We start from the raw sequence: 4,247 nt of genomic DNA, 5'->3' as shown, positions 1-4,247 counted from the left end.
CGCCCGACCCCGACCGCCCCGCCCCTCCAGGCCCAGGGGGGGCGCAATCGGCGGCTCTCGAACGGTCGCCCGATGTTGACGTCTTTTGGGTGACAAACAAATGGCGCAACGGCCGTGACGTTTCTGCATTCCGGCCACTGAGCTGGCGCTTTTCGGCCAGTCGGGGTGGGTGGCTCATCAGTTCGGATCGTGTTGCGGCTCGGCGTGATCTTGATCCGATCTAAAGTCGTGCCGCTCGTTCAAGATCACTCTCCATCGAGGCATGTGTGACCTTCCAATTCCCTTGCGCGGACCCCTTCTTGATGACGCTGCTGTCGGCCGGACGCGGTGGAGCCACCCGGTGACAGTGGCTGTTCTCGAAGGCATCGCAGGCTTCGTTCCGCCGCGCACGGTGGCCAACGACGATCTGCCCGTCGCGTGGGGTGTCGACGACGCCTGGGTGCGCAGACGCAGCGGCATCGGCGAGCGACGCTGGGCGGCCCCCGGCGTGGCCACCGGCGATCTCGCGCTGGAGGCCGCCCGCAAGGCACTGGCCGTCGCCGGCCGTCCGCTGGTGGACGCCGTCGTCGTCGCCACCTCCACCCCCGACCGGCCGATGCCCGCCATGGCACCCCGGCTGGCCACCGGACTCGGCCTCGGCGGGGCAGCCGCGTGGGACGTGTCCGCGGCGTGCAGCGGATTCGTCTACGGGCTCGCCACCGCAGCCGGCGCCCTGGCTTCCGGCTGCGCCGACCGCGTGCTGCTGGTCGCCGCCGAGGTGTACTCGACCCTCATCGCCCCGCAGGACCGTTCCGCCGGAATCGTGTTCGCGGACGGCGCCGCGGCGGCCGTACTCCGGCGCGGAGCCGAGGGCGAGCCGGGCAGCGTCGTGGCGTTCGACCTCGGCAGCGACGGCTCCGGCGACACCCTCATCCAGGTGCCCGGCGGCGGCGCACTGGAGCGCGCCCGTCCCGACGGCTACGGCCCGGACGACCGCTACTTCCGTATGCAGGGGCGCGAGGTGTTCCAGCACGCGGTCACGCGCATGTCCCAGTCCGCCCGGACCGTACTCAAGCACGCGGACTGGCCGGCCGAGGACGTCGACCACTTCTGCGCCCACCAGGCCAACGCGCGGATCCTGTCCGCCGTCGGCGCCCGCATCCCCGTACCCGCCCACCGGCACATCACCAACATCGAGCGGGTCGGGAACACTGGCGCCGCCTCCATCCCCCTTGCCCTGGCGGACGCCGCTGCCCGCGGCGAACTGCGCGGCGGGCAGCGCGTACTGCTGACGGCCTTCGGGGCCGGGCTCACCTGGGGTTCGGCCGCCCTGCTGTGGCCGGAGCTGCCGCGTGTGCCGCATGTGGACGGTGTCGCCTCGCCTGCGTAGGCCGCCACGATCGCCCGATCGTCCGACACCCCGTCTGCCGCTGTCTGTCACCGACTGCCCCTGCCTGCCACCGGGGTGCCTCTGCCTGTCGCCCTCACCCTCCCCCCTCGCCCTCAGACCCCGTCCATCGGCCCATGCCTCCATGTCCCCATGGCCATCGACCCCGCTACTCCCGTTGAAAGGAACGTCCATGTCCCCCGCCCAGACCGCCGTAACCGCCGTACTGACGCAGAAGTTCGAGGTGAGTCCCGAGAGCATCCGTCCCGAGGCCACCCTGGAGAGTCTCGACCTCGACTCCCTCGCCCTGGCCGAACTCGCCCTGGCGCTCCAGGAGGAGCTGGGTGTCCCCGTGGAGGAGGACGAGGCGGCCAAGCACAGCACGGTCGGTGAGCTCGTCGCCGCGCTGAACGCCAAGCGGGCCTGATGGCGGGCCCGATGACAGCCCTGCGTGCGCCCGTCTCCGTCACCGGCCTGGGTCTGATCACCCCGGCCGGTGTCGGCCGGGAGTCGACATGGGTGGGGATCCTGCGCGGTCGTTCCGTCGCGACGGCGGACCCCGAACTCAAGGAATGCGCGGTCGACTTCTCCTGCCGCGTGCCGGCGATGACGCCGGAGCAGGCCCGCATCGGCGGCGGCAAGGCCTGGCGGATGGGGCACTTCACCCGGCTCGCCGTACTCGCGGCGCGCGAGGCGGTCTCCGACGCGGGCCTCGACCCCACCGGGTGGGACGGCGCGCGGGTCGCCGTGGTGATCGGGTCCGGGCTGGCCGGCGCCGCGCACCTGGAGGACCAGACCCTCCGCCACCACCACGGAGGACCCGAACTGGTCTCTCCCGCGCTCGTGCCCATGCTGATCCCCAACATGGCGGCGGGCGAGGTGCTTCTGGACCTGGGCGCCCGCGGCCCGTCGCTGGCCACGGAGACCGCGTGCGCCTCCGGGGCCAGCGCCCTGGCCACGGCACGCCATCTGCTCCTGGCCGGTCTGTGCGACATCGCGATCGCCGGAGGCGCGGAGGCCGCCGTCACCCCGGTGATCACGTCCGGCTTCCAGCGGATGGGGGCGCTGTCGTCCCGCACCGGCGACCCCGGGGCGGCCTCACGGCCCTTCGCGGCCGACCGGGACGGCTTCGTGATCTCAGAGGGCGCCGCAGTACTCGTACTGGAGAGGCCGGAGGACGCTCGGGCGCGCGGCCGGCGCGCCTACGCCCAGCTCGCGGGCGCCGGGCTCACCTCGGACGCGTACCACCCAACTGCCCCTTCCCCCGGCGGAGTTCATGCCGAGACCGCGCTGCGGGCGGCGCTCGCGGAGGCGGATCTGCGTCCCGCGGACGTCGACCATGTCAACGCCCACGGCACCTCGACGCCCCTCAACGACCTGACCGAGGCCGAGATGATCGGCCGCGTGCTCCCGCACCGCCCCAGCGTCACCGCCGCCAAGGGGGTCCTCGGGCACAGTCTCGGTGCCGCGGGTGCTATCGAGGCGGCGCTGACGGCACTGACCATCAGGCACTCCACAGTGCCGCCGATCGCCAACCTCACGCCCGGCAACCTCGCCTTCGACCTGGACTGCGTGACGGGCCAGCCCCGTGCCCAGCGCGTACGGGCCGCCGTGAGCCAGTCCTTCGGGTTCGGCGGGCACAACGTCGTGCTGCTCTTCACCGAGGAATGACCAATTGACCGTTCACAGCAGCATCGTTCACGCGGCCGTCCACATCCCCGAGGGGCGGCAGAGCGTGACCGCGGTGGAAGACCGCTTCCGCGCGGGCAACCCCACCCACCCGCTGTCCCGCGGAGTGCTCCAGCGCATGTACGGGCTGGCCGAGCGCACCGTGGCCGACGACCACGACCAGCCCTCCGACCTGGCCGTCGACGCGGCACGCGACCTGCTGGCGGACACCGGTACCGATCCGGCCGGCATCGACCTGCTCCTGTACGCGGGCATCCTCGCCGACATGGAGGAGCCGGCCACGGCCCACGTCGTCGCCGACAAACTCGGCCTGCGGTGTCCCGTGTTCGACCTGAAGAACGCCTGCAACGGCGTCCTCAACGCGCTGGAGGTCGCGGACGCCTTCATCCGGGCAGGTCAGTACCGCAGGGTGCTGGTGGCCACCGCCGAGGTCAGCACCCGCGAGAGCCGCTGGACGGTGGACGACCCGGCCGACGTGTCGACCGCACTGCCCAGCCTCAGCACCGGCGACATGGGCTCCGCGCTCCTGGTCGAGGCGAGCGACCGGCCGGGCATCCTCGGCTCGCGCTTCTTCGCCAACTCCTGGGGCTGGCAGGCTGCGACGCTGCCCAATCCGTACGCGCAACACCGCCGACTCGGTCATCTGCGCATCGACTCGGCGCAGTTGGCGGCCTCGTTCGACGGACTGCCGGACAAAGTACGGGGCGCCCTACGGGAGTTGGACATCGAGGGCGACGACCTGGACCTCGTCTGTGTGCACCAGCCGTCGGTGCCGTTCACCCGCGTCGTCTGCGACTGGGTGGGCGTCGACCCGAGCCGGATCCTGGCCACCTTCCCCACCCACGGCAACGTCGCGACCAACACCATCCCCCTCCAACTGGCCACCGCCCTCGACACAGGCCGCCTCCAACGCGGCGACCTGGTCGGCATGTTCGGCTTCGCGAGCGGGGCGAGCGCGGGAGTGGTCGTCTGCCGCTGGTGAACGACGCCGCATGCGGTCCGCTCCGGCGCCACACATGGCGCCGGTGCCGCACATGACGCCGGTGCCGGACATGACCTCGCCCGGCGCCGGACACAACTCCGGCGCCTCGCACGGAACACGGACTCAGGGCCCGATGCGGGCCCAGCCCCTGCCCCGAACCTCGTACGAACGAACGCGAAAGCTCCCCCCATGCCCTCGTCGCCCACCCAC

Annotated in this window: 4 protein-coding genes; all 4 read left to right on the top strand. The window is 72.2% G+C overall.

The genetic code is table 11. From position 1 onward, the window contains the following. Window positions 1-340 precede the first annotated feature (340 nt). Window positions 341-1,369, top strand: a complete 1,029-nt coding sequence (locus tag AOK17_RS47055) for a beta-ketoacyl-ACP synthase 3 (protein ID WP_055618756.1) — start codon at window positions 341-343, stop codon at window positions 1,367-1,369. Window positions 1,370-1,559: 190 nt separating this feature from the next. Continuing rightward, a complete protein-coding gene (locus AOK17_RS47050) occupies window positions 1,560-1,793 on the top strand; it encodes an acyl carrier protein (RefSeq protein WP_055618755.1) in 234 nt (77 codons plus the stop codon). Window positions 1,794-1,804: 11 nt separating this feature from the next. Further along, entirely contained in the window at window positions 1,805-3,037 is a 1,233-nt protein-coding gene (locus tag AOK17_RS47045; RefSeq protein ID WP_055618757.1) for a beta-ketoacyl-[acyl-carrier-protein] synthase family protein, read from the top strand. A 4-nt stretch (window positions 3,038-3,041) separates the two neighbouring features. Continuing rightward, entirely contained in the window at window positions 3,042-4,037 is a 996-nt protein-coding gene (locus AOK17_RS47040) for a 3-oxoacyl-ACP synthase III family protein (RefSeq protein ID WP_055618754.1), read from the top strand. Window positions 4,038-4,247 lie beyond the last annotated feature (210 nt).

It is taken from the genome of Streptomyces phaeochromogenes (assembly GCF_001418655.1).
GTDB lineage: Bacteria > Actinomycetota > Actinomycetes > Streptomycetales > Streptomycetaceae > Streptomyces > Streptomyces phaeochromogenes.
Note: the sequence above shows the minus strand (reverse complement) of the source record. Positions and strands in the feature narration are given on the sequence as shown.

Excerpts from the sequence above, each read along its gene's own strand:
- AOK17_RS47050 (WP_055618755.1), top strand. The coding sequence starts at position 1,560 with ATGTCCCCCGCCCAGACCGCCGTAACCGCCGTACTGACGCAGAAGTTC.
- AOK17_RS47045 (WP_055618757.1), top strand. The coding sequence starts at position 1,805 with ATGACAGCCCTGCGTGCGCCCGTCTCCGTCACCGGCCTGGGTCTGATC.